This window comes from Nocardia aurantia (assembly GCF_009604425.1).
Taxonomy (GTDB): Bacteria; Actinomycetota; Actinomycetes; order Mycobacteriales; family Mycobacteriaceae; genus Nocardia; species Nocardia aurantia.
Genome location: NZ_WEGI01000001.1, coordinates 83,606 through 107,665, shown reverse-complemented (window position 1 = coordinate 107,665; position 24,060 = coordinate 83,606). Strand labels below are relative to the sequence as shown.

The following is a 24,060-nucleotide window of genomic DNA, read 5'->3' as shown; positions in this document are numbered from 1 at the left end:
GACGCGGGCGCCGTACCGCAAGTTCGGCACGGGCGCCGTACTCCAGTCGAGATTAGAACACGTTACTATTCCTGTCGAGAACGGGTAACCAGCAGGTTCGGGACATGCCCTTTGCCTGGTGGCCAAGGGAATAACTAGCGCAGCGGCTCGCAATTTTGTAACGTGTTCTAGTACTTCCAGAGGAGGGATCACGATGGCAGAGACAACACCGCGGCCGGGCGGGAAGGTACGTGAGATCGATGTCGGATCCATGCCCACCCGCTACGCGCGCGGTTGGCATTGCCTCGGTACGGTCGCGGGGTTCCGGGACGGCACACCGCACGCCATCGAGGCGTTCGGGACCAAACTCGTAGTCTGGGCCGACAGTTCCGGCGATCTGAAGGTGCTCGACGCGTACTGCCGGCATCTCGGCGGCGATCTCAGCATGGGCGAGATCAAGGGCGATTCGATCGCGTGCCCGTTCCACGACTGGCGCTGGGGCGGCAACGGCCGCTGCACCGCGATCCCCTACGCCCGCCGGGTTCCCCCACTGGCCCGCACCCGCTCCTGGACCACCCTCGAGCGCAACGGGCAGCTGTACGTGTGGCACGACCACGAGGGCAATCCACCTCCGGACGAGGTGACGATCCCGTACATCGAGGGACCGTACACCGAGGCCGACGGTTCGCCGCGCGAGCAACTGGGTGAGCGTTGGACCGAGTGGACCTGGGAAACGCTGCACATCGAGGGCGCCAACTGCCGCGAGATCATCGACAACGTGGTCGACATGGCGCACTTCTTCTACATCCACTACGCGTTCCCGACCTACTTCAAGAACGTGTTCGAGGGCCATGTCGCCACCCAGTACCTGGAGACCAAGGGCCGGCCGGACGTCGGCATGGCCGCCAAGTACGGCGGTGAGTCGCTGTTGCAGTCGGAGGCGTCCTACTTCGGCCCGTCGTACATGATCAACCCGCTGGTGAACAGCTACGGCGGATACGAGATCAAGATCCTGCTGATCAATTGCCACTACCCGGTCACGCAGAACTCGTTCGTGCTGCAATACGGTCTGAGCGTCGAGAAGCCCGAGGGCATCGACGACGAGACCGCCGACAAGCTCGCCGCCAGCATGACCAAGTTCTTCGGCGACGGCTTCCTGCAGGACGTGGAGATCTGGAAGCACAAGTCCAAGATCGACAATCCGCTGCTCTGCGAGGAGGACGGCCCGGTCTACCAGCTGCGCCGCTGGTACGACCAGTTCTACGTCGACGTCGCCGACATCGATCCGAAGATGGTGCAGCGCTTCGAATTCGAGGTCGACACCACCAAGGCCAACGAGGCCTGGGAGCGCGAGGTCGCCGACAACATGCGCCGCCGGCAGGAGCCGTCCTCCCAGGAGACGAGCGCCTGATGGCCGGCTGGGCGAAGGCACCGGATTTCGCGGACCGTCCGCAACGGCTGGCGGAGGTGCGCGCCCAGACGATCGTCGACAAACACGGCCACCTGGAGACGGGAATGACTCCGGTGGCGTGCCGCAACTGCGGCACGGAAGTGCTGGTGCGCAAGAGCAGTGCGCATCAGACATCGGTGCAGTGGCCGGTCCATCCCGCCGACCACTGCCCGGTGTTCCGGGAGCAGGCCGCCGGCCCCGGCCGCCACGTCTCCTGCCCCCACCTCCAGCGGACCATCGACCACGCGGCAGCGGAAGGCCTGATCCCCCTGGAATGACCCTTCTCGTCGCCCCGGTGGAAGCCGGTGCCCGAGCCCGGCGATGGGAGCGCGGCATCGCCGGCCACCCGGGTACCGGCTTCCGCCGGGGCGACGGGAGGGACGCGAAACGGCCCGGGCGGATGACCGCCCGGGCCGTTGTCGTAGCAGGGTGTGCCGGTCCCTGATCAGGCGGTGGGGGCCTGTTGTTCGCGCTGGAGTTCCAGGGCGATGTCGATGAGTTGGTCCTCCTGGCCGCCGACCAGTTTGCGCCGGCCCGCGCGGACGAGCATGTCGGCGGCGGAGACGCCGTAGCGTTCGGCCTGGCGTTCGGCGTGCTTGAGGAAGCTGGAGTAGACGCCCGCGTAGCCCATCATCAGGGACTGGCGGTCCAGGAGGCATTCCTGGGGCATGGCGGGGCGGACGACGTCCTCGGCGGCGTCGGCGATGGCGAAGAAGTCGATGCCGGTCTTGACGCCGATCTTGTCGCAGACGCCCACGAGGGCCTCCACAGGGGTGTTGCCGGCGCCGGCGCCGAAACGTCTTGTGCTGCCGTCGATCTGGTGGGCGCCGGCGCGGATCGCGAAAATCGAGTTGGCGCAGCCCAGGTCGAGGTTCTCGTGGCCGTGGAAGCCGACCATGGCGTCGTCGCCGAGTTCGGTGACCAGGGCCGCGACGCGGTCGGAGACCTGTTCCAGGACCATCGCACCGGCGGAGTCGACCACGTACACGCACTGACAGCCGGCGTCGGCCATGATGCGGGCCTGCTTCGCCAGCACCTCGGGGGGCTGGGTGTGCGCCATCATCAGGAAACCGACTGTCTCCAAACCCAGTTCGCGGGCCAGGCCGAAGTGCTGGATCGAGACGTCGGCCTCGGTGCAGTGGGTGGCGATGCGGACTATCGAGGCGCCGTGGTCCTGGGAGATCTTGATGTCCTCCTTGACGCCCACACCCGGGAGCATCAGGACGGCGATCTTGGCCTGCTTCGCGGTCTCGGCGGCGAGCGTGATCAGTTCCTGCTCAGGGGTTTTCGAGAAACCGTAGTTGAACGACGAGCCGCCGAGGCCGTCGCCGTGGGTGACCTCGATGACCGGGACACCGGCGGCGTCCAGCGCGCCGACGATGCCGCGGACCTCGTCGGCGGTGAACTGGTGCCGCTTGTGGTGTGACCCGTCGCGCAGCGAGGTGTCGGTGATGCGGATGTCGATTTCCTGGGAATAGGGCATGATCGCGATCCCTCCTAGACTCGGGCCGAGATGATCTGGTCGGCGATGACTTCGCCGACGCGGGTGGCGGCGGCGGTCATGATGTCGAGGTTGCCGGCGTAGGGCGGCAGGAAATCGCCGGCGCCCTCGACCTCCACGAACACCGAAACCTTCGCCAGCCCACCGGAAACCACGCTCGGCTCGTCGAACTGCGGCTCGTTCAGCAGCCGGTAACCGGGGACGTACTGCTGGATGTCGGCGACCATCCGGTGGATCGAATCGGCGATCGCGGTGGTGTCGGCGTCGTCGGGGATCGCGCAGAAGATGGTGTCGCGCATGATCATCGGCGGATCGGCGGGATTCAGGATGATGATCGCCTTGCCGCGCTCGGCGCCACCGATGGTCTCCACGCCGCGGCTGGTGGTCTTGGTGAACTCGTCGATGTTGGCGCGGGTGCCGGGGCCCGCGGAGACCGACGAGACCGAGGCGACGATTTCGGCGTAGGGCACCGTGACCACCCGGGAGACCGCGGCGACGATCGGAATCGTCGCCTGGCCACCGCAGGTGATCATGTTGACGTTCGGGGCGTCGAGCAGGGAGCCGAGGTTCACCGGCGGCACCACCGCGGGGCCCACGGCGGCGGGCGTCAGGTCCACCGCGCGGATGCCGGCCTCGAGGTATTTCGGCGCGTAGGCACGGTGCACGTAGGCGGAGGTGGCCTCGAACAGCACGTCCGGCTGCTCGGGCAGCCCCAGCAACCAGTCTGCGCCCTCGTGTGAGGTCTCCAGGCCCAGATCGCGGGCGCGCTTCAAACCCTCACTGTCCGGGTCGATCCCGATCATCCAGCGCGGCTCGATCAGATCCGAGCGCAGCAGTTTGTAGAGCAGGTCGGTGCTGATGTTGCCGGAACCGACAATCGCGGCCGAGACCTTGCGGGTGGCTGACACGTTCGCGTCTCCTCACTGAAAATTCAAACGAACCGAACCGAGTCCGGCGAACTCGGCGTGAAAGGTGTCGCCCGGCCGGGCGTCGATCGCGCGGGTGCAGGAGCCGGGCAGCACGATGTCGCCGGCGCGCAGCCGCACCCCGAAGGAGGCGACCTTGCGGGCCAGCCACGCCACCGCCACGGTCGGATCGCCGAGCACGGCGTCGCTGCGGCCCTCGGCGACCACCTCGCCGTTGCGGGTCAGGACGGCATCGATCGCGGTGACATCCAGCGTCGCCGGATCCACTCGCTCGGGGCCGAGCACCCAGCCGGCCGAGGAGGCGTTGTCGGCGATGGTGTCGCACAACGCGATCTTCCAGTCCCGGATCCGGGTGTCGATCAGCTCGATCGCGGGGGCGTAGGCAACGGTCGCGGCCAGCACGTCGGCCTCGGTGCACTCGGCGCCGGGCAGATCCGCGCCCAGGACGAAACCGACCTCGACCTCGACCCGGGGGTACAGGTAATTCGACGCGACGACGTCGGCCTCCTCGAACACCTGCATCTCGCCGAGCAGGTGCCCGTAGTCGGGCTCGTCGACGCCCATCATCTGCTGCATGGCCTTCGAGGACAGGCCGACCTTGTGACCGATCACGGTCGCGCCGCCGGCCACCCGCCGCCGGATGTTGTGCAATTGGATCTCGTAGGCGTCCACGACATCGATGTCGGGATGGCGGACCACCAGCGGGTCGAGTGGGATCCGGTCCCGCTCCGCGACCGCGAGTTCGTCGGCCAGTTCCTTGCGTACCGCGTCGGACAGCACGTGTGTTCCTTTCCTCCCGACCGAGATCGGCCTCGTTTCGACCGAGGCCGGACGTGCAGAAATTGGAACGAGTTACCTGTGTCGATCCGCTCACCTGCCAGTCCAATATAGACCGAGACGGCAGTGATTCTATAACGTGTTCTACATGAGTGATCGGGAATACGACGTGGTGGTGGTCGGCAGCGGCGCCGCCGGCATGACCGCTGCCCTCACCGCCGCCCATCACGGGTTGCGCGCGGTGATCATCGAGAAGGCCGCCCATTACGGCGGGTCCACCGCGCGCAGCGGCGGTGGGGTGTGGATCCCCGGCAACAAGGCCCTGGTGGCCGCGGGCCGCGGCGACGACGCCGATCGCGAGCAGGCCCGTACCTACCTGCACAGCATCATCGGCGACGCGGTGCCGAAGGAGCGCATCGACACCTACATCGATCGCGGGGCGGAGGCGTTCGATTTCGTACTCGCGCACACCCCGCTGAAGATGAAGTGGGTGCCCGGCTACTCCGACTACTACCCCGAGGCGCCCGGCGGCCGCGGGGAGGGCCGCTCCTGCGAACCGGCGCCGTTCGACGCCAAGACCCTCGGCGCGGAGCGGTTCGACCTGGAACCGCCGTACGCCAAGGCGCCGATGAACGTCGTTGTCATGCAGGCGGATTACCGGCGGCTGAACCTGATCCGGCGCCACCCGATCGGCATCATGCGCGCGATCCGGGTCGGCGCGCGCACCTACTGGGCGAAGGCCACCGGCAAACATCTACTGGGCATGGGGCAGGCGATCATCGCGGCCATGCGCAAGGGACTGCTGGACGCGAATGTGCCACTGCTGCTGGAGACTCCGCTGACCGGGCTGATCGTCGAGGACGGCCGGGTGGTCGGCGTCGAGGCGCGCCAGGGCGAGGAGACCGTGCGCTTCCGCGCGAAATACGGCGTGATGCTCGGCACCGGCGGCTTCGAGCACAACGCGGAGATGCGCGCCAAGTACCAGCGCCAGCCGATCACCACCGAGTGGACCACCGGCGCACCGGCCAACACCGGCGACGGCATCCTGGCCGGCATGGCGGTCGGCGGGGCGGTCACGTTCATGGAGGACGCCTGGTGGGGGCCGACGGTATTCAAGGGCGGGCGGCCGTGGTTCGCGCTGGCCGAGCGGAATCTGCCCGGCTCGATCATGATCAACGCCGAGGGCAAGCGGTTCGGTAACGAGTCCGCGCCCTATGTCGAGGCCGTGCACACCATGTACGGCGGCGAGTACGGGCAGGGCGAGGGACCCGGCGAGAACATCCCGACCTGGCTGGTGTTCGATCAGCGCTACCGGAATCGGTACATCTTCGCGGGACTCCAACCGGGACAACGCTTCCCATCGCGCTGGATGGCCGACGACAACATCGTGAAGGCCGACAGCCTCGCGGAACTCGCGCAGCGGATCGGCGTGCCCGCCGACCGGCTGGCCGAGACCGTGCAGCGGTTCAACGGATTCGCCGAGACCGGCACCGACGCCGACTTCGGCCGCGGCAACAGTCATTACGACCGCTACTACGGCGATCCGACGGTCAAGCCGAACCCGTGCCTGGCGGGCCTCGTCCAGGGGCCGTACTACGCGGCCAAGATCGTGCCCGGCGACCTCGGCACCAAGGGCGGCCTGGTCACGGATGCGGCGGGGCGGGTGCTGCGCGAGGACGACACCGTCATCGAGGGGCTGTACGCCTCCGGCAACTCGTCGGCGCCGGTGATGGGCCACACCTACGCCGGCCCCGGCGCGACGATCGGCCCGGCGATCACCTTCGGCTATCTTGCGGTGCGGGACATCCTCGAGCGGACGCGGCAGGCACCGGCCGCGGCGCAATAGCGCCCGCCGTGGCCGCACAGCATCGATGAGCCCGGAGCTCGGGCACAGGAGACGGGAACACAATGCCGATAGATCCGAAAGTCGCACTGGGAGCGGCACTTCCGACGCAGGAACTCGCGTGGGAACCGTCCGACGTGCAGCTGTACCACCTGGGCCTCGGCGCCGGGGCGCGCTGGACCGACCCGCGCGAACTGCGGTACCTGCACGACCGCGAACCGCAGGTGCTGCCCACGTTCGCTACCGTGGCCGCCACGCTGCGCGACACCGATCCGCCGCGGGTCAGCTATCCCGGCATCGAGATCGATCTCGCGAAGGTCGTGCACGCCAGCCAGGAGATCGTGACGCATCGCCCGATCCCGGCCGCGGGCAAGGCGACCGCGACCGGCCGCGTCGCCGAGATCTGGGACAAAGGGTCGGCTGCGGTGGTGGTCGAGGAGATCAGCGTCGCCGGTTCCGACGGGCAGCCGCTGTGGACGGCCCGCTCCGCCATCTTCGCCAAGGGCGAGGGCGGTTTCGGTGGCGAGCGCGGACCGAGCAACAAGGTCGAATTGCCGGACCGCGCACCGGATTTCGAGGTCCTGTCCCCGACGCTGCCGCAGCAGGCGCTGCTGTACCGGATGCTCGGCGACCGCAATCCGCTGCATTCGGATCCGGAGTTCGCGCACGACGCGGGCTTCCCGGATCCGATCCTGCACGGACGCTGCTCGTACGGCATCGTCTGCAAGGCCGCCACCGACGCGGTGCTGGACTCGGACGCCACTCGGGTGGCCGGTTTCCGGGCGCGCTTCGCGGGGGTGGTCTATCCGGGTGAGACGATCCGGTCGCGGATCTGGCGCACCGGCAACGAGCTGGTCATCGCGGCCACCGTGGTGGAGCGCGACGATGCCCCGGTCCTCGCCGACGTGGTGCTCACCTGCACGGAGTGACATCGGGCCGGCCGGGCGCGCGGCCCGGCCGGAATCCGGCGCCTACTTCGGGAAGCCGGTGGCGAACAGGCCCCCGATGGCGATGGCACAGACGACGGCGATGATCGGAATGATCCACATGGACCTGATACTACGGATAGTAGTACTACCAGGACAGTAGATGTGTACAGCATCACCATTCATTACCGTCCGCTATCACCGGAATGAACCCGCCGGTCGGTGTTCGCGGCCAGTCCCCGCACTATCCAGGCGTACAGCAGGATCATCAGGATCGGCGCGGCCAGTGGGGCCCAGGCCAGGTGCACCGGTACCGCTGCCGCGGCCACCGCGGCGGCGGCGAACAGTAGTGCCCCGGCCACCGACGGCAGGCTGGTCGGGACCACGCCGGCCGGAGCACGGACGGTCGCGGTGCCGAGCAGGTAGGCGGTCACGACGAGGCCGGTCGCCGCGCAGCCCAGGGTGCCGGTGCCCGTCCAGAGCAGGGCGCCGAGCGCGACCAGCGCCGCTCCCACCGCGGCGGGTCGCCACCACCAGCTCAGGAGCACCAGGACCGGTACCGCCACGCCCGCCCAGGGCAGCACGATCGTCGTCGCCACCGTGAGCAGCAGGCCGGACAGCGCCGCGAGGAATCTGGTCATCGCCGCACCCGCATCATCCGGCGGCGCTGGGGCAGCAGGCGCATCACCTGATCCAGGCGGGCATCCTCCGGCCAGGCCACGATGTCGACGCCGAGGGTGCTCATGTCCCGGTACATCGCCGAGCGTTCCAACTGCCACATCCGGGCCAGGGTGGGGTCCAGATCCTCACGAAAAGGCGTGCCGCGCAACACATCCACCACGACGACGGTATGCCCGCGCTTGCGCAGATCGATCAGGGCCAGGGCGAACTGGGTGTCGAGCAGCGTCGAGAACGCCACGATCACCGCGCCCAGCGGGACGGCCGGATGCGGGGCCAGCGTGCCGGTGGTGCGGATGTGCTCCTCACCGACGTCCAGCACGGTGTCGACGATCCGGTAGAACTGCCGGCGGCCGATATCGGCGCGCAGCCAGCGCGGGGCCTGCCCGAGGCAGACCACCGCGGTGCGGTCGCCCGCCTGCAACGCCGACTGCGCCACCTGGGCCGCCCCGCGTACCGACAGCTCCAGCGACTCCGTGGCCGGTCCCGGCGCCTGCAACGAGTTGTCCACCAGGACAACGACATCCGCGGCACGATCGGTGAGCCGTTCGGTGACGTACAGGCGGCCGCGGCGCGCGCTCACCGGCCAGTTGACCGTGCGCAGCTGATCACCGGCGGCGTAGCGGCGGATGTCGGCGTACTCCACGCCGGGGCCGTGCCGGCGGGTCGGATGGGTGCCGATGCGTTCGGGAAGCTCGATGCGCGGCAACCGCATTCGCTGCGGATCGGCGATCGGGTAGACGAACACCTCGCCGCCCGGCAGGGTGACCGACGCCCGCGCCAAACCGGCCGGGCCGAGCGCGTCGATCCGGACCGGCACCGGGAAGCGGCCCCAGCGCGATGCCGACACCACGAGGCGCAATCCGGCCGGGACCGCACCGGAGTCGACCGCCTCCTCTACCCGGACCTCCGCGCCCGCAACCGGTTCCGGGCGCATCCGTAACAGCGCGTACCCGCCCTCCACCGAGGCGGCGATGCTCAGCACCACCTCCTCGGTCTCGAAGCAGCGCTGCACGCCGCCACCGTCGAGCGCGATCCTGGTGCGGGACAACTGCAACGGAGCCGACGCCAGCACGCCGAGCAGCGGGGCGGCGAACACCACCGGCTGCCAGCGGCCCAGCGCGATCGCGGCCACCAACGCGGCCGCCGCGACCCCCGCCAGCATGTACACCAGAGGCGCGGGCCGCCAGTGCAATTCGCTGTCCACCAGGTTGGTCGTGTCCCGATGCCTCATGACGGGGTGGCGCGCGGGACGGGTAGGCGGCGCAGCAGTTCCGCGATGACGTCCTCGCCGCGGATGCGGCGGACCCACATCTCCGGGCGCAGCGTGATGCGGTGCGCCATGGCCGGAATCGCCAGTGCCTTCACGTCCTCCGGGATCACGTAGTCGCGGCCGAGGAGCAGGGCGCGGGCGCGGGCCATCTGCACCAGGTCGAGTTCGGCGCGCGGGCTGGCGCCGACCTCGACCTGTGGATGGCCGCGGGTGGCGGCGGCCAGTGACACCACGTAGGTGACGACATCCGGGTGCACGGTGACGTATTCGACCGACTCACGCATCTCCAGCAGGCCCTGTGCGTCCACCACCTGGGCGACCCGGGGCGGGGCCGCGCCGCGTTCGAGGCGGCGGCGGATCATCTGCGTCTCGTCGGCCTCGGACAGGTAGCCCAGCCGCAGCTGCATCGCGAACCGGTCCAGCTGGGCCTCCGGCAGCGGGTAGGTGCCCTCGTACTCGATCGGATTGTCGGTGGCCATCACGATGAACGGCTGTGGCAGCGGGAAGGTTTCGCCGTCGATGCTGACCTGGCCCTCCGCCATCGCCTCCAGCAGGGCGGCCTGCGTCTTCGGCGGGGTGCGGTTGATCTCGTCGGCCAGCAGCATGTGGGTGAAGACCGGGCCGCGGCGGAAATTGAAGCGGCCCGAGGACATGTCGTAGATGGTCGAGCCGATCAGGTCCGCGGGCAGCAGATCCGGGGTGAACTGCACCCGGGTGAAGTTCAGACCCAGTGTGGCGGCGAAGGACCGGGCGATCAGGGTCTTGCCCAGGCCGGGCAGGTCCTCGATCAGGATGTGCCCGCCGGACAGCACCGCGACCATGATCAGTTGCAGTTCGTCACGTTTGCCGACGACGACCCGGCCGATCTCGCGCAGTATCGCCTCGGTTCGCGTCACCGTGGCGTCCATCGGCGCCGTCATGATCGCACCCGCGTATTCCTCACCGTTGCCTCACATCTCCTGCAACCGGCGCAGGATCTCGTCCAGCGCCGCACGTCCCGGCGCTCGCTCGTTCTGCTCGCGCGGCGACGAATTCTCCGGGTCTACCCAGGGCCACAGCTCGGGTCCGAACTGCACCAGGCCCGCCGCGGCGGTCGCGCGCCGGTCCTTGGCGACCCGGTGGCCGGTGGACAGCTCGAATTCCTTGGCCAGCAACGGGCGCAGGTGCCGATCCCAGTCCGCCCGGGAGCCGTCGGCCCGATCGGCCAGCATCTGCGCGCGAGACCGCCAGCGCCGCAACATCTCCGCCGGGCCGTTGTCGATCTCGTAGTCCTCGGGTCCGAACTCCGGCGTGGGCCGGGCTCGTTCGACCAGTGATCGGATCAGCAGTGCGAGGGTGAGAGTCAGTGGGACGGCGGCCAGTAGCGGCGCCAGAGCCCTGTGGCCGCGCAGCGCAACCGCTTCTACGGCGACGATCAGTACCGCCGCGCCCACGGCCACCACGGCGTACGGCACCCGCACCGGATCCCCGTTGCTCATGTCGCACCCTCCGCGCCCCACAGCCGGCAGCAGTACCTGGGGGCGACCGCCGCCCGCGCTCTCGGACCGGCACCGCCCGCCCCCGATTCGCGCGATGTTCCTCGCGCATCGCCCTTCCCCGGGCTCGGGCAGCGACTGTCCGCCGTGCCTGCATCGGTCGCCTTCGGCGCGCTCATGCCGGGTCCGCCCGCAGGTCGCGCAGCACGATGCGCAGCAGTTGTTCCGCAAGCAGCCGTTGCCATTCCAGCATCGCGTGCGGGCTGAAGCGGGCCTCCTCGAACAGGGTCACCAGTTCGCGCGCGGACGCGTCGCGCAGGGCGCCGCGGTCGAAGGCGCGGGCCAGCACCTCGGAGGGGGTGTCGGAGATCAGCGGAGCCACTCCGCGGGCCTGCGCCAGACCGCTTTCCATCGCGCCGTAGCAGGCGATGATCGCGGTGCGCGCGTCCTGATCGCCCGAGGCGAGGATGGCCGCCAATCCCAGCTCCGCGACCTGGACGAGGGATACCTCGGGTTCGCCGCGGTCCGGCAGCGCCGCCGTGGTGTGGGCCTCGACCCGCTGCCGGGTGCCGGACGCGACCGCGACGAGGCCGACCAGCGCCACCCCGATCAGCACGGCCGCCGTCACGCCGATCCAGACCAGCGCCCGGTCGTCGGCGCGCGGGGTGCCGGAGAACGGCAGCGGTGTCGCCGGGGGCGCCGCGGTGTCCGGCGCGGCGGCCGTCGAAGGCGTTGCGGGACGGGCGGTGTCGCCACGGTGACCGTGCAGCACGGCGGCGGCCCAGGCCGCGGCGCCCGTCATCGCGACGAACGCGACCAGCACGAGCAGCGCCGTCCCGGCGCGCCGCCACCGGATCGGGTCGTCGCGGCGCTGCTGCACCGGCATCGCGAGGGGTAGCCGGTGCTCGCTGGTCAGCACCCCCGCCAGCAGGATCACAACGGATACCAGCGACAGCACCGGCATCAGCGCGAAGCCGACCATCGACGGCGGCGAACCCACCCGTGGCCCACCGGTTCCGGGCACGAATCCGCGCAGCGCGACCACGACGAGCGCGACCAGTGTCAGCAGCCCGGCCGCGCGCGACACCACGAGGCGCGCTCCGCCCACGAAACTCTCCCTATATCAGCGGTACATCGGTAAACAGCCACATCGTGACACGCCGGAACCACCGGTAACGGGAAAATGGAGACACGTTCTACCCGGACTGTCGTTCGAATTCTTTCCGCACTGGCCGGGAACGCCCGGGACTGTGAAGCTCCACAAATGTGCCACCCGCGGGTTTCCCGGCCGGGCCGGGGACCGGCGGGTTCACCCCCGCTCCGGCACCGGGCGCGGTCCGGCTCCCCGAAATGGAAAACGCGCCGGCCGCATTTCCGTCCGCGCCGCCGAATTGGCCGGCCGGGCCATTCGGCCGTCCGCGTGATTCGCAGACATCCTGATTTCCGGCACCCTCGGGCGAGCGGGCGGGATATCGGGCCCGCCGCACAGCGGGACCCGCTCCGGAATCGGCGCACCGGGCGCACATCGGTATTCGGGCCCGGGAAAGTCCGGCACAGGAATTGGGGGCGTTCGGCGGCTCTCCCGGACCGGCGCGGTCTGCGATGATCGACAGCATGTTCGTTCGCACCTTTTCCGTGGCCGGAATGATCTGTGCCGCAACAGTTTTGATCAGCGCCCCGGCGGCGGTCGCCGATTCCGGCAGTTCGTCGCTGAGCGGGCCCTCGTCCCTCAGCGGTCAGATCAACCTCGGCTGCCTCATCGAGACCTTCTCCGCCCAGTCGCCGTCCGCCTCCTGTCACCCGCCCTCGATCCCAGTCGCCGCGACCGGCGAAGGGGAGCGCGAACTCTCCCTGCCCTGAGCGAACCCGCGTCCGACCTGGCGCGATGCCCGAACGGGCCCGATACCCGTTCCCGGACGGCGGCCCGGCCCGCTCGCCGGACGCCACACGGGACCGCACAGCCGTCACCGGAGGCGCGCGGCCTCGCGTCGGCCAGGCCGCGCGGGCCACTCGGGCCGGGTAGCCGAACTCCGGTGCGGCGCTCGGGCCGGTGGCGGGTTCGGTGGCGCGCGGGCCGATGCCGCCCGCATTCTCCAGGTCCGGCGAATTCGACGCGAACCTCGCCACGCCGGTCGCGGATCGGTGTGACGGAGCCCTCGCCGGGGAGGTGTGCGGCCACCGCGGGCACCTCGCTCAGGGCGTTCGCCGGATCGCGAACGCCGGGCGAAAGTTCTTGCCCGACGGACGGTTTGCGGCCGGGCCGCCGGGGTGGCCGGACCGGGCGGGTGGGCGTCATCACCCGCCCCCGGCTCCCGCGCGAAGGCGGGCGTGGCGAACGGTACCGTATCGAACAGCTCACAACAGCGGTGGGTACTCAACTGCGGCACAGGTGAATCCGGCATACTGGCGGCATGACTGTCACCATCAAGGTTCCCGAGACCACCCGTGACAGGCTGCACCGGCTGGCTGCAGCCCACGGGCTGACCCTTTCCCAGCAGATCGAGCTGCTGCTGACCGGGCCTGTCGCGCAAGGGAAACCGGCCGTCGCGGGCCTGCCCGCCACCCGGCCGCTCAGCGCCGAGGACATCGACGCCGAGCTGGCTCGCCGACTCGGCCTGTAACACATCGGCGTTCGGGCCGGTCGGCCGCGGGTTACCCGGCGGACAACACCAGCCCGGACGTCGGTACGCCCGTGCCCGCGGTCACGACGATGTTGCGCAGGCCCTCGACCTGATTGACGGAGTCGCCGCGGATCTGGCGCACCCCCTCGGCGATGCCGTTCATGCCGTGGATGTACGCCTCGCCGAGCTGGCCGCCGTGTGTGTTCAGCGGTAGCCGTCCGCCGATCTCGATGGCGCCGTCGGCGATGAAATCCCGGGCGTCGCCGCGACCGCAGAATCCCAATTCCTCCAGCTGCATCAGCACGAACGGCGTGAAGTGGTCGTAGAGGATCGCTGCCTGCATGTCCTCCGGCCGCAGCCCGCTCTGGGCCCACAACTGGTCGCCGACCACGTTCATCTCGGGCAGGCCGGTCATGGCGTCGCGGTAGTAGCTGGTCATCACATATTGATCGGCGCCGGAACCCTGTGCGGCCGCGGCGATCACGGCCGGGCGGCGCGGCAGATCGCGGGCCCGTTCCGCGCTCGTGATCACGAGCGCGACCCCGCCGTCGGTCTCCTGGCAGCAGTCCAGCAGATGCAGCGGCTCGGCGATCCAGCGGGAATTCTGGTGCTGCTCCAACGTGATCGGCTTGCCGTAGAAGTGCGCGGCCGGATTCACCGCCGCGTGTTTACGATCGGCGACCGCCACCCGGCCGAAATCCGCACTGGTGGCGCCGTACACGTGCATGTAGCGCCGCGCCACCATCGCCACCTGGGCGGCCGGTGTGCCCAAACCCTGGGGGTAGGCCCAGGCGGCGTCCACGCCCGAGGAGGTCGGCGCGGCGGCCAGATGGGTGGCGAACTGGCCGAACCGGTGCCCGGATCGTTCGTTGAAGGCCCGGTACGCCACCACCACGTCGGCGACCCCGGTCGCCACCGCCATCGCGGCCTGTTGCACGGTCGCGCAGGCCGCGCCGCCGCCGTAGGGGATGTTGCTGAAGAACGTGAGCTGCGGAATGCCGATCGCGCGGGCGACGGCCACCTGCAGGTTGTTGTCCATGGTGAAGGTGGTGAGGCCGTCCACGTCGGCGGGGGTCAGCCCGGCGTCGGCCAGGGCGGCGGTGACCGCCTCGGCGGCCAGCCGCAGCTCGCTGCGGCCGGAATCCTTCGAGAAATCGGTGGCGCCGATGCCGACGATGGCGGCCTGTCCGCTCAACCCGCTCATTTCTCCTCCGGCAACGCGATCACGGCCTGCGCCTGGATGTGGTCACCGAGGCTGTCGCGGCCGACGACCTCGAGGTGGATCAGTTCGCCCTCGACGGCGGTCACCGTGCCGGTCAGGGTGAGGGTGTCACCGGCGTAGAGGGGCACGCCGAGGCGCAGCGCCAGCGATCTGACGATCGCCCGGGGGCCGGCCCAGTCGGTGACGTACCGCTGTACGAGCCCGGTGTCGGCGAGGATGTTCACGAAGATGTCCTTCGAGCCGCGCGCCACCGCCTTGTCGCGGTCGTGGTGCACGTCCTGGAAGTCCCGGGTCGCCAGTGCGGTGCTGATCACGAAGGTGGCGTCGACGGGGATGACGAGTTCGGGCAGGACGGTGCCGACGGGCACCGTTCCCGGCCGCAGCGAGGCGGTCATGGGCGCACCTTCCAGTAGGGCAGGGTGATGTCGTCGTCGAGCGCCTCGAAGGCCACCTCGACCGGCATGCCGACCCGGACCGAATCCGGTGTGACGCCGCGCAGTTCACCCAGCATTCGCACGCCTTCGGCGAGTTCCACCAGGGCCACCACGTACGGGAGCGCGCGGCCCGGCACCTTCGGCGCGTGGTGGACGACGTAGCTGAACACGGTGCCGCGGCCGGAGACGACCCGGTACTCCGGCGTCGCGGCGGGGTCCTGCCACAGCGCGGGCACCGGCGGGTGCCGCAGGCTGCCGTCGGGCAGCTGCTGGACGCGTAGTTCGCCGAGCTTCGTTCCGGCCCAGAAGAACTCCGTGTCCCGGGAAACGGCGGGGCGGGCCCGTTTGCTCGGATCATCCTGCGGCGAGGCCGGTTTCGCGGTGCCGGGCGCGAATTTCAGGATACGGAACAGCATCTCGGTGACCAGCTCGTCGCCGACGTACCAGCTCGTGTGCACGGTGGCGAACCAGCCCTCGCCGAGGCCGGTCCGCTTCGGGCCGAACAGGTCGTCGAGCCGGCTGCGGACCGTGACCTGTTCGCCCACTCGCAGATACCGGTGATAGGTCTGCTCGCAGTTGGTGGCCACCACCGAGGTGTAGCCGGCGGCGTCGAGCAGCTCGGTGATGCGGCCGAGCGGATCGTCGGCCGGGCGCACCCCGTGCAGGCCGAACATGGTCCACACCTGGGCCATCGCCGGCGGCGCGACGATGCCGGGATGTCCGGCGGCGCGCGCGGCCCGCTCGTCCACGTAGATCGGATTGCCGTCGCCGATCGCCTCGACCCAGTTGTTGATCATCGGCTGGTTGACCGGGTCGCGGGCGGTGCGCGGCGCGCACTCCCCCGCCTCCCTGATCCGCTCGCCCGCCGCGGTGATCTCCGCGGCCTTCATCGTGTCCGGCACGAGCAACTCCTGTCTCGATCCACGGCTATCTCGGCACCCGTGGCAGTTTCAGGCCCGCGGTGGCGATCAGTTCGCGCATGATCTCGTTGACGCCGCCGCCGAAGGTCACCACCAGGTTCTGTTTGGTGCGCCGGTCCAGCCAGACCAGCAGTTCGGCGGTGTCGGGATCGGCCGGATCGCCGTAGCGGCCGACGATCTCCTCGGCCAACCGGCCCGCTTCCTGCAGATGCTCGGTGGAGAACACCTTGGTCGCCGACGCGTCGGCGATCACCTGCGCCGAATCCGCCTCGCCCTGTACAGCATTCGCGGCCACCTGCCAGTTCAGCAGTTCGTTCAGCCGGGCCGTGGCGTGCAGCCGGCCGAGCAGCCGCCGCACATCGTCCTCGCCGAGCAGATCGTGCGCCCGCACCCAGGTGTGCACCCGCTCGTAGAGCTGTTCGATCTTGCCGGACGGGCCCAGGCCGATGCGTTCGTGGTTGAGCTGGGTGGTGATCAGCTTCCAGCCCCGGTCCACCTCGCCGACGAGCATGTCGGCGGGCACGCGCACGTTGTCGAAGTAGGTGGCGTTGGTGTGATGGGCGCCGTCGCAGGTGATGATCGGCGTCCACGAGTAACCGGGATCGGTGGTGTCCACGATCAGGATCGTGATGCCGCGGTGCCGCGACTGGACCGATCCGGTCCGGCAGGCCAGCCAGACGAAATCGGCCTCGTGCCCGCCGGTGGTGAAGATCTTCTGCCCGTTGACGATCCAGTCACCGCCGCTGTCGCGCACCGCGCCGGTGCGCAGGGCCGCCAGATCGGTGCCCGCCTCGGGCTCGGAATAGCCGATGGCGAAATGGATCTCGCCGGCCAGGATGCCGGGCAGGAAGCGGCGCTTCTGTTCCTCGGTACCGAACTGCTGCAGCGTCGGGCCGACGGTCAGCAGCGTCACCAGCGGCAGCGGCACGTCCGCGCGCACCGCCTCGTTGTAGAAGATCTGCTGTTCGACCGGGCCGAAACCCTGGCCGCCGAACTCCTTCGGCCAGCCGACACCCAAACGGCCGTCGCGGCCCATCCGGCGCACCACGGCCCGATAGGCGTCGCCGTGCCGGTTCACCGACATCTCGGCCGCCTCCTCGGCGGTCACCAGAGTCGTGAAATACGAACGCAATTCGTCGCGCAACGCGCGCTGTTCGGTGGTCAGATCTATGAACATCTCGCCCCCAGCCGGTCCAGTCGCAACGATTCCCCGCCGAGCCAGCGGGTGATGTCCTTGGCCTGTGAGTAGTAGCGGTGCAGTGGGTGGGTCACGTCGACCCCGATGCCGCCGTGCAGGTGATGGCACATCTGCATCGCCGGCGGCAGTTCCGCGGCGATGCAGTAGGCCAGCACGTCGAGATCGTCGTCGACCCGATCGGGATCGCCGTCGCCGCGGCGCAGTTCGGCCAGCGCCCAGTTGGCGGCCAGCGCCGCCGCGTGCAGGGTGCGCGAGGTCACGTAGATGTCGCCGATCTCCTGTGCCACCGCCTGGAATTCGGCCAGCGGCCGGCCGAACTGGTGCCGGGTGCGCACGTGCTCGGTGGTGAGTTTCAGTGCGCCGGTGAGCAGCCCGTCGGCCACCGAGCCCAGACAGGCCAGTGCGCAGCGATGCAGATCCGTCGGCGCGGTACCGGACAGCAGATGCCCGGCCGGGATCGCCACCTCGTCCAATCGCAGCGAATATTCCGCCGCACCGGTCGAAGTGGGGCTCGCCCGGCGGTCCAGGCCGGGAGCGGCGGCATCCACGACCGCGACCCCGGCGTCCGTGGGCACCAGGATCCAGGCCGCCTGCTCGGCATAGGGCACGCCGACCTTGTGGCCGGAGATCAGCATCTCGCCGCCGCGCGACGTCGCGGTGGTGGCCGGGCTCGTCGCGAACGGCGAACCCGGTTCGTGCAGCGCCGCGGTCAGCACGGCGCCGCCGGCTACGGCGGGGAAGATCTTGTCCGCCAAGTCGTCCGGGAGGTTGCCGAGCAGCGGGAGCACTCCGAAGCCGAAGGTGGACAGCGCGGGGGTGGCGACCGCGTCGGTGGCCAGTTCGGTCAGTAAGACGGAGATCTCGGGAAGCCCCATCTCGTCGCCGCCGTACCGTTCGGGCAGGGCGACTGCGGGCAGTCCGCTGTCGACCAGCTTGGGCCACAACGAGATATCGCGTTCGCTGTTGCGCTCCAGCAAGCTCACGACGACCTCGGCGACCGCGTCCTGGCTGTCGTCGGTGGTGAAGTCCATGCGGTGCTCCAGGTTTCAGATGCGGGACTCTAGTGATGCGACTCGCGCGGCAGCCCGAGAATCCGTTCGGCGGCCACAGTCAACAGAATCTGCTCGGTACCCCCCGCGATCGACAGACAGCGAGTGAGCAGGAATTCCTGCACCGCTTCGGATTCGAGCGCCCCCGCCACCCCCGCGAGCTCGACGGCGAATTCCGCGACCGCCTGCCGGTGCCGCACGCCGACCAGCTTGCGGACGCTGCTCTGCGGGCCGGGATCGGCACCTGCCAGCATCCGCTGTGCGGCACGGATTTCCAGCAGCAGCCCGGCGATCGCGTCGGCGATCAGGCCGCCGAGCCGATCCGCGATCAGCTCCGAGCCCGCGCCGGTGCGCGGCGCGGAAGCGATCAGTGACTCGAGTGCGTCACCGATGCCGTTGCCGCCCATGGCCACCCGTTCAGAGGAGAGCGTCGAGCGGGCGATCTTCCACCCGGCGCCGAGCTCGCCCACCAGACAGTCGTCCGGCACGAAGACATCGTCGAGGAAGACCTCGTTGAACCGCGCCTCGCCGGTGATGGTCACCAGTGGCCGCACCTCGAGGCCTGGACTGCTCATGTCGACCAGGAAATAGCTGATGCCCCGGTGCTTCTCGCGCTGCGAGGCCGCGCTGCCCGGATCGGTACGGGCCAGGCAGATGCCCCAGTTGGCGATGTTCGCCAGCGAGGTCCACACCTTCTGCCCCTGTAGCCGCCAGCCGCCGTCCACCCGGGTGGCGGAGGTGCGCAGCGCCGCCAGGTCCGAACCCGCGCCCGGCTCGCTGAACAGCTGACACCAGAACACATCTCCGCGCAGGGTCGGTTCCACGAAGCGCTCGATCTGCCCGGGGGTGCCGTGTTGCAGCAGCGTGGGCACCGCCCAGTTGCCGATGGTCAGGTCCGGCACCTCGATACCGGCCCCGCGGACCCGCTCGTCGATCAGCGCGCGCAGCAGCGGGCCCGCGCCCCGGCCGTACGGCGGCGGCCAGTGCGGGGACAGCAGGCCGCTGTCCACCAGTGCATTTCGCCGCTCGTCCGCCGGCAGGCCCGCGATCCGATCCACCTCGGCGGAGAGATCTGCGGCCGCGGCCGGATCCAGTCCGACTGCCGCCCAGCCGTTCGCGCCGGCCTCACCGCCGAGATCGAGTCCGATCGTGCGCCGGCCGCCCTGCCGGGCCAGTTCGGCGACCCGCAGCCGTTGCGCCGCCGAACCGCCGAGCAGTTGCCGCAACGCGCTCGCCCGGCGCAGGTAGAAGTGCGCGTCGTGCTCCCAGGTGAATCCGATCCCGCCGAGCACCTGGATCGCGTCCTTGGCCGTCTCCACCGCCGCGTCCAGCGCGATGCTCAGCGCGATGGCCGCGGCGAGGGCCAGCTCCCGGCCGCCCTGGTCCACCGCGTTCGCGGCATCGGCGGCGACCGCGCGGATCAGCTCGGTCCGGCACAGCATCCAGGCGCAGATGTGCTTCACCGCTTGGAATTCGCCGATCCGGCGGCCGAACTGCTCGCGCACCTTCGCGTATTCGACGGCGGTGTCCAGGCACCAGCCGGCGATCCCGGCCAGTTCGGCGGCCACCAGGGTGGCCACCAGATCCGGTACCGCGCAGTCGGGTTCGAAGAGTCGCCGTGCCGGTACGGCCACGCCCTCGCAGCGCACCCGCGCCAGCGGCAGGCTCGGATCCGAGGACGGCAACGGATCGATGCCGACCCCGGCGGTGTCCGGCGGGATCAGCGCCCACTGCCGCCGGTCGCCGCGCGTGACGGGCAGCAGCACGGCCGTGCCCGCCGCCGCACCGAGCACGGTGTCCCAGGAGCCGGTGAGTTCGGCGGACCCGGCCGGATCCCCCGGCAGCGCAACCGCTTCGCCGAGGGCCACGCCGCAGGGGATGTCCTCGTCCAGGGCAGCGCCGGCGACCAGCCCGGCGAGCGCGGTGGACAGCACCGGACCGCCGACCAGATCGTGGGCGGCCTGTTCCAGCAGGACGGCCAGATCGCCGACGGAACCACCTGCGCCACCGGCGGCCTCGGGCTCCGCGACCCGGAAGACGCCGAGTCCCACCAATCCGGGCCAGAAGGACCGCCAATAGTCGCCGTCGCCGTCGTGCCGGTCACGCATGGTTGCAATCGGCCGCACCGAAGCGGCCCACCCGCGCATCGACTCCTGCACGGCTTTATGCTCGTCAGTGGTGGCGATGGTCACATCCATCCCGCCTTTCCGGCGTGACTCCCACACCTAGAACATGTTCTAATATCCCCGTCGGGCGGAAGTCAAGCGCCGCCGGACGGCACACCGACAGCGCAGTCGGGCGACCGAGCCCGCCCACCCGCGGGCCGTCCCCTTCGAACGACCTGTGCAGGAAAGGACTTTCACCGATGGCCAGTCCCTCCCGAGAGCCGGCGACCGAGACGGGTGCGCAGGGATCCCGGCCGCGCGTCACCCCGGTGACGACACTCAGCGAGGACGACCTCAGCTCGACCGCACAACGAGACCGCCGCAAGCGAATCCTGGACGCCACGCTCGCGCTGGCCTCCAAGGGCGGCTACGACGCCGTGCAGATGCGAGCGGTCGCCGAGCGAGCCGACGTGGCCGTCGGCACCCTCTACCGGTACTTCCCCTCCAAGGTGCACCTGCTGGTGTCCGCCCTGGCGCGGGAATTCGAGCAGTTCGACAGCAAACGCAAACCGCTGCCCGGGCAGAGCGCGCGCGAGCGGATGCACACCCTGCTGACCCAGGTCACCCGCGCCATGCAGCGCGACCCGCTGCTCACCGAGGCCATGACGCGCGCATTCATGTTCGCCGACGCCTCCGCCGCGGCCGAGGTCGATCGGGTCGGCCGGGTGATGGACCGCTTCTTCGCCCGTGCCATGAACGAGGGCGAGCCCACGGACCGCGACCTCGCGATCGCCCGGGTCATCAGCGACGTGTGGCTGTCGAACCTGGTGGCGTGGCTCACCCGGCGCGCCTCTGCGACCGATGTCACCGAACGGCTGGAACTCACCATCGACCTGCTGCTCGGCGACAAGTCCTGACCCGTCGGTAAAAGTTTGCCGATGCTCTGGCGTGGCAAGCCAGCTAACGTACGACAAGAGGCCGCACAATCGGGGATGCGCGCAGCGAGGTAAACGTAAACGCTACGTATCACTGCGCGAACACGCGAGCAAACCCTACCCAGTAGAGTTTCTCGCGCCCTGAAAAATCTCCTCCGATCACGAGGTTGGATGCGTGAGCGCACAGGATCTGCCACAGGAACTTCGGCGTGCGTTGGCTGCTGTAGCCCGCATGCCACGGTTACTGGTCGCGTCGGACTACGACGGAACGATCGCACCGATCGTGTCCGATCCGACGAAGGCCTATCCACATCGAGAATCGGTCAGCGCCCTGCGTGCGCTCGCCGGTCTGACCGGTACCACCGCAGCCGTCATCTCCGGCAGAGCCTTACGCGATCTGGCGGCGCTCTCGCGCTTACCGGTCGAGGTACAGCTGATCGGCAGCCACGGCTCGGAGTTCGATGTCGGCTTCGTGCATGCCATCGACAACGACGCGAAACAGCTGCTGCGCGAGGTGCAGACGGCACTGACCCGCATCGCCGAGAGCAATCCCGGCGCGGCGGTGGAGGTCAAACCCGCCAGCGTCGCCCTCCACGTGCGCAATGCCGCGGCCGAGGTCGGGCGGCGCGCCCTCCAGCAGGCTCTCCAGGGCCCGGCCAGCTGGGTGGGCGTTCAGGTGACGGAGGGCAAGGCCGTCATCGAACTCGCGGTCGTGCAGACCGACAAGGGCGCCGCGCTGGACATCATCCGGCATCAGGAAGGCGCCTCCGCGGCGGTCTTCTTCGGCGACGACGTCACCGACGAGAAGGCCTTCTCCCGGCTTTCGGGTCCCGACGTCGGCATCAAGGTCGGCGACGGCTCGAGCCTCGCCAAATACCGGGTGACCAGCACCGAGGAGGTCGCCAGGGCCCTGGCGTTCCTGGTCGAGGAGCGGCGCACCTGGCTGGCCGGCGCCTCCGCGCCCCGGATCGAGCGGCTGACCATGCTGGCGGCCCCGCGCTCCAAGGCCCTGGTCACCCCGGACGGCACGGTCACCTGGCTGTGCCATCCCGAGCCGGATTCCGCCGCGGTGTTCGCGCACCTACTCGGCGGCCCGGAGGCCGGGCACTTCACGGTGGCCCCGGAACGGCCGGGCCTGCCGCTGTCGCAGCGCTACGTCGACGGCACCATGACCGTCGAAACCCGCTGGGCCAGCCTGCAAGTCATCGACTATCTGCCGCACGACGTGCCCTCGGAGCGCACCGACCTCACCCGGGTCATCGCCGGTGACGCCAAGGCGGTGGTGACCTTCGCGCCGCGGCCCGAATTCGGCCAGGTGCCGGTCATGCTGGAACGCGAACCGGCCGGGTTGCGGGTGCACGGCACCAACGACCCGATCGTGCTGCGCTCCCCGGGCGTGCAGTGGGAGATCCTCGAGGAGGGTATCCACCAGACCGCCCGGGCGGTCGTGGATCCGTCCCGGGGGCCCGTGGTACTCGAAATGCGCTGCGGCACCTCCGATCTGGCGCCGACCATGATCGCCGAGGCGGAACGCCGCCGACTCGCCGAGCGCTACTGGCGTGAATGGGCCGATCGGCTGGAGCTGCCGCCGCTGAAGCCGGACCTGATGAAGCGGTCCGCGCTGACGCTGCGCGGCCTGGTGCACGCGCCCTCCGGCTCGATCATGGCCGCCGCCACCACCTCGCTGCCCGAGGACATCGGCGGCGTGCGCAACTGGGACTACCGCTACTGCTGGCTGCGCGACGCCGCGCTCACCGCGCACGCGCTGGTGACCCTCGGCTCCCTGTCCGAGGCCGAGGAGTACCTGAATTGGGTGCACCGCGTGCTGGAGACGCTGGCCGGTCCGGAGCGCCTGCACCCGCTGTACACGCTGTACGGCGAGACGCTGCCGCCCGAGGCCGTGCTCGACCAGCTGCCCGGCTACGCCGGATCGCGGCCGGTCCGCGTCGGCAACGCCGCCAACATGCAGGTCCAGCTCGACGTGTTCGGCCCGATCGTGGACCTGATCGCGGCCATGGCCGAGGCCCGGGAGAAGCACGGCGGCACCGAACCCGGCGAGGCGCTGTCCGACCGGGACTGGGAGTTGGTGCGCGCCATGGTGTCCGCGGTGCAGCGACGCTGGAGCGAACCCGATCACGGCATCTGGGAGATCCGCGGCGCCCCGCGTCATCACGTGTACTCCAAGGTCATGGGCTGGTTGACCGTGGACCGCGCGCTGAAGCTGGCGGACAAGTTCGGCCGGCCGGCCGACCCGGCGTGGGCACCGCTGCGCGACGTCATCTCCGAGGAGGTGAAGGCGAAGGGCTGGAACGACCAGGTGCAGTCCTACACCGCCGCCTACGACGGGCCCGACCTCGACGCGGCCACCCTGCACATCGGGCTGAGCGGCCTGATCGACCCGTCCGACCCGCGATTCGCCGCCACGGTGGTCGCCACCGAGGCGGAACTGCGCAGCGGGTCGACCGTGTACCGCTACCACCACGACGACGGGCTGCCCGGCGGCGAGGGCGGCTTCCACCTGTGCGCGGCCTGGCTGGTGGAGGCCTACCTGCTGATCGGCAAACGATCGGACGCGGAGGCGCTGTTCGCCCAGCTCGTGGATGTGGCGGGCCCCACCGGCCTGCTCAGCGAGGAGTACGACCCGATCGCCGAGCGATCGCTGGGCAACCATCCCCAGGCGTACAGCCACCTCGGTTTGCTGCGCTGCGCGCAGTTGCTGAGTCAGCCGGTAGCAGCCCTGGCCTGATC

At 69.9% G+C, this 24,060-nt stretch carries 22 protein-coding genes; 8 read left to right on the top strand and 14 right to left on the bottom strand.

Features of this window, described 5'->3' with window-relative positions; translation table 11 throughout:
- Nucleotides 1-193: 193 nt before the first annotated feature.
- The gene (locus NRB56_RS00515; protein ID WP_153338525.1) at nt 194-1,390 is read left to right on the top strand and encodes a Rieske 2Fe-2S domain-containing protein; all 1,197 of its coding nucleotides are present in this window, start codon (nt 194-196) and stop codon (nt 1,388-1,390) included.
- Nucleotides 1,390-1,707 carry a hypothetical protein gene (locus NRB56_RS00510; RefSeq protein WP_153338524.1) on the top strand — a complete coding sequence of 106 codons (318 nt, stop codon included), beginning with the start codon at nt 1,390-1,392 and terminating at the stop codon, nt 1,705-1,707. Before NRB56_RS00515 ends, NRB56_RS00510 begins: the two co-directional genes overlap by 1 nt.
- Nucleotides 1,708-1,874: 167 nt before the next feature.
- Here NRB56_RS00510 and dmpG read toward each other — a convergent pair whose 3' ends face one another.
- The 3 genes from dmpG to NRB56_RS00495 are packed head-to-tail and all read right to left on the bottom strand — an operon-like array spanning nt 1,875 to nt 4,636.
- Entirely contained in the window at nt 1,875-2,912 is a 1,038-nt protein-coding gene (gene dmpG / locus NRB56_RS00505; protein WP_153338523.1) for a 4-hydroxy-2-oxovalerate aldolase, read from the bottom strand.
- 14 nt (nt 2,913-2,926) lie between these two features.
- Nucleotides 2,927-3,838, bottom strand: a complete 912-nt coding sequence (locus NRB56_RS00500; protein WP_319942367.1) for an acetaldehyde dehydrogenase (acetylating) — start codon at nt 3,836-3,838, stop codon at nt 2,927-2,929.
- A gap of 12 nt (nt 3,839-3,850) precedes the next feature.
- The gene (locus NRB56_RS00495) at nt 3,851-4,636 is read right to left on the bottom strand and encodes a 2-keto-4-pentenoate hydratase (protein WP_319942366.1); all 786 of its coding nucleotides are present in this window, start codon (nt 4,634-4,636) and stop codon (nt 3,851-3,853) included.
- A gap of 136 nt (nt 4,637-4,772) precedes the next feature.
- Between NRB56_RS00495 and kstD the strand changes: the two genes are divergently transcribed.
- On the top strand, nt 4,773-6,479 hold the full coding sequence (gene kstD / locus NRB56_RS00490; RefSeq protein ID WP_319942365.1) for a 3-oxosteroid 1-dehydrogenase: 1,707 nt from the start codon (nt 4,773-4,775) through the stop codon (nt 6,477-6,479).
- Between the two features lie 62 nt (nt 6,480-6,541).
- The gene (locus tag NRB56_RS00485; RefSeq protein ID WP_153338521.1) at nt 6,542-7,405 is read left to right on the top strand and encodes a MaoC/PaaZ C-terminal domain-containing protein; all 864 of its coding nucleotides are present in this window, start codon (nt 6,542-6,544) and stop codon (nt 7,403-7,405) included.
- A 182-nt stretch (nt 7,406-7,587) separates the two neighbouring features.
- On the opposite strand, the gene NRB56_RS00480 is transcribed toward NRB56_RS00485, so the two are convergent.
- The 5 genes from NRB56_RS00480 to NRB56_RS00460 all read right to left on the bottom strand — a co-directional run bounded on the left by NRB56_RS00480 (nt 7,588) and on the right by NRB56_RS00460 (nt 11,936).
- Nucleotides 7,588-8,043 carry a hypothetical protein gene (locus NRB56_RS00480; RefSeq protein ID WP_153338520.1) on the bottom strand — a complete coding sequence of 152 codons (456 nt, stop codon included), beginning with the start codon at nt 8,041-8,043 and terminating at the stop codon, nt 7,588-7,590.
- Nucleotides 8,040-9,314 carry a DUF58 domain-containing protein gene (locus NRB56_RS00475; RefSeq protein ID WP_153338519.1) on the bottom strand — a complete coding sequence of 425 codons (1,275 nt, stop codon included), beginning with the start codon at nt 9,312-9,314 and terminating at the stop codon, nt 8,040-8,042. Before NRB56_RS00475 ends, NRB56_RS00480 begins: the two co-directional genes overlap by 4 nt.
- Nucleotides 9,311-10,273 (bottom strand): AAA family ATPase, encoded by a 963-nt coding sequence (locus NRB56_RS00470; protein WP_153338518.1) that lies wholly within the window; start codon nt 10,271-10,273, stop codon nt 9,311-9,313. The genes NRB56_RS00475 and NRB56_RS00470 overlap by 4 nt, the downstream gene beginning before the upstream one ends.
- A gap of 30 nt (nt 10,274-10,303) precedes the next feature.
- Nucleotides 10,304-10,831 carry a hypothetical protein gene (locus NRB56_RS00465; protein WP_153338517.1) on the bottom strand — a complete coding sequence of 176 codons (528 nt, stop codon included), beginning with the start codon at nt 10,829-10,831 and terminating at the stop codon, nt 10,304-10,306.
- 172 nt (nt 10,832-11,003) lie between these two features.
- Complete coding sequence (locus NRB56_RS00460) at nt 11,004-11,936, bottom strand: DUF4129 domain-containing protein (protein WP_319942364.1); 933 nt, start codon at nt 11,934-11,936, stop codon at nt 11,004-11,006.
- A gap of 506 nt (nt 11,937-12,442) precedes the next feature.
- Between NRB56_RS00460 and NRB56_RS00455 the strand changes: the two genes are divergently transcribed.
- Entirely contained in the window at nt 12,443-12,688 is a 246-nt protein-coding gene (locus tag NRB56_RS00455; RefSeq protein ID WP_153338516.1) for a hypothetical protein, read from the top strand.
- A 551-nt stretch (nt 12,689-13,239) separates the two neighbouring features.
- On the top strand, nt 13,240-13,449 hold the full coding sequence (locus NRB56_RS00450) for a hypothetical protein (RefSeq protein WP_153338515.1): 210 nt from the start codon (nt 13,240-13,242) through the stop codon (nt 13,447-13,449).
- Nucleotides 13,450-13,480: 31 nt separating this feature from the next.
- On the opposite strand, the gene NRB56_RS00445 is transcribed toward NRB56_RS00450, so the two are convergent.
- The 6 genes from NRB56_RS00445 to NRB56_RS00420 are packed head-to-tail and all read right to left on the bottom strand — an operon-like array spanning nt 13,481 to nt 20,464.
- Nucleotides 13,481-14,653 carry a lipid-transfer protein gene (locus NRB56_RS00445; protein ID WP_153338514.1) on the bottom strand — a complete coding sequence of 391 codons (1,173 nt, stop codon included), beginning with the start codon at nt 14,651-14,653 and terminating at the stop codon, nt 13,481-13,483.
- Entirely contained in the window at nt 14,650-15,066 is a 417-nt protein-coding gene (locus NRB56_RS00440; protein WP_153338513.1) for a MaoC family dehydratase, read from the bottom strand. Before NRB56_RS00440 ends, NRB56_RS00445 begins: the two co-directional genes overlap by 4 nt.
- Nucleotides 15,063-15,995: a bifunctional MaoC family dehydratase N-terminal/OB-fold nucleic acid binding domain-containing protein gene (locus NRB56_RS00435; protein ID WP_153338949.1), complete on the bottom strand. Its 933-nt coding sequence runs from the start codon at nt 15,993-15,995 to the stop codon at nt 15,063-15,065. Before NRB56_RS00435 ends, NRB56_RS00440 begins: the two co-directional genes overlap by 4 nt.
- Before the next feature lie 37 nt (nt 15,996-16,032).
- A complete protein-coding gene (locus NRB56_RS00430) occupies nt 16,033-17,202 on the bottom strand; it encodes an acyl-CoA dehydrogenase family protein (protein WP_153338512.1) in 1,170 nt (389 codons plus the stop codon).
- Complete coding sequence (locus NRB56_RS00425) at nt 17,193-18,254, bottom strand: acyl-CoA dehydrogenase family protein (protein ID WP_153338511.1); 1,062 nt, start codon at nt 18,252-18,254, stop codon at nt 17,193-17,195. Before NRB56_RS00425 ends, NRB56_RS00430 begins: the two co-directional genes overlap by 10 nt.
- Before the next feature lie 29 nt (nt 18,255-18,283).
- Complete coding sequence (locus NRB56_RS00420) at nt 18,284-20,464, bottom strand: acyl-CoA dehydrogenase family protein (protein ID WP_406603424.1); 2,181 nt, start codon at nt 20,462-20,464, stop codon at nt 18,284-18,286.
- Nucleotides 20,465-20,637: 173 nt separating this feature from the next.
- On the opposite strand from NRB56_RS00420, the gene kstR reads away from it, so the two are divergent.
- Both kstR and otsB read left to right on the top strand, forming a co-directional pair.
- A complete protein-coding gene (kstR, locus tag NRB56_RS00415; RefSeq protein WP_153338509.1) occupies nt 20,638-21,294 on the top strand; it encodes a cholesterol catabolism transcriptional regulator KstR in 657 nt (218 codons plus the stop codon).
- A 193-nt stretch (nt 21,295-21,487) separates the two neighbouring features.
- A complete protein-coding gene (gene otsB, locus NRB56_RS00410) occupies nt 21,488-24,058 on the top strand; it encodes a trehalose-phosphatase (RefSeq protein WP_319942363.1) in 2,571 nt (856 codons plus the stop codon).
- Nucleotides 24,059-24,060: the final 2 nt, after the last annotated feature.